Raw genomic sequence first — 1,032 nt, 5'->3', positions numbered from 1 at the left:
ATCTATTTCTACATATTCTTTATTTACAAATTCACTCATAATCAATCCTCCAATTTTTCAAAAAACCTCACTTCAGCATGAAGTGAGGTTTCTTCTTATACAATATGCTCATCTAACCATGAAATCAAATCTTGAAATACATCTCCTCTATTCACTTCATGGAACATTTCATGTCTACCATTTTCATATAAACGAAGTGTTACATCTTTCACACCACATTTTTTATAGTTTTCGTATACTTCTTTTACACCTTTCCCCATATCCCCAACAGGATCACGATCACCAGAGAATATATGTATTGGAAGATTTTTTGGTGTCTTCTTGTATTCTTCTATTTTATTTACTTCTAGAACTCCATGAAACAATTCTCGTTAAAAACTAGTCGTGCAAATGAATCCACATAACGGATCCGCAATATAATTATCAACTTGATGAATATCTGAAGATAACCAATCAAATTTCGTACGATTTGGCTTAAAGTGTGAGTTGAAGTTTCCGAAAGATAAGAAGTTCAGCATCGGACTTTTCGTTTTCTTTCCGCGAAGTTTCATCTCAATTGTCGCTACTTTATGACCGATACTTCCTAAAAGCCCTGGATTTCCACCAGTTCCTGAAATAAGGAATCCATCATATAATTCACCTTTAAGTTGTACAGCACGTCTTGATAAAAAAGAACCCATACTATGTCCAAGTAAAAATAACGGGCATGTCTGCTCTTCTTTTATCATTTCCGAAACAAAGATAACATCAGACACAGCCTGATTCCAACCTACATTTGGTTCAAAATGACCATAGTCTTCTTCCCTTTTCACTGTTTTTCCATGCCCTTTATGATCATGAGCATAAACACCATATCCTGCTTCTAATAAAGCATCAATAAATTCTGTATAAACACCTGCATGTTCTGTCATACCATGTGCAATTTGAACAATTCCCCGCGGATTTCCTTCTGGTAACCATTTACGCAAGTAAATTTCCGATTTATCCAATGCCGTAACGAAATTTTCCTGTATGCTCATTCCGACAGCCTCC

The 1,032-nt window shown here is 35.4% G+C and carries 1 pseudogene; it reads right to left on the bottom strand.

Annotated elements, in window-relative coordinates:
* Positions 1–95 precede the first annotated feature (95 nt).
* Positions 96–1,019 (bottom strand): annotated as a pseudogene (locus tag AC1DTM_RS28225) (alpha/beta fold hydrolase).
* Between the last annotated feature and the right edge of the window lie 13 nt (positions 1,020–1,032).

Source organism: Bacillus sp. P4_D3, from assembly GCF_056401855.1.
This window is presented reverse-complemented; position numbering and strand designations above follow the sequence as displayed.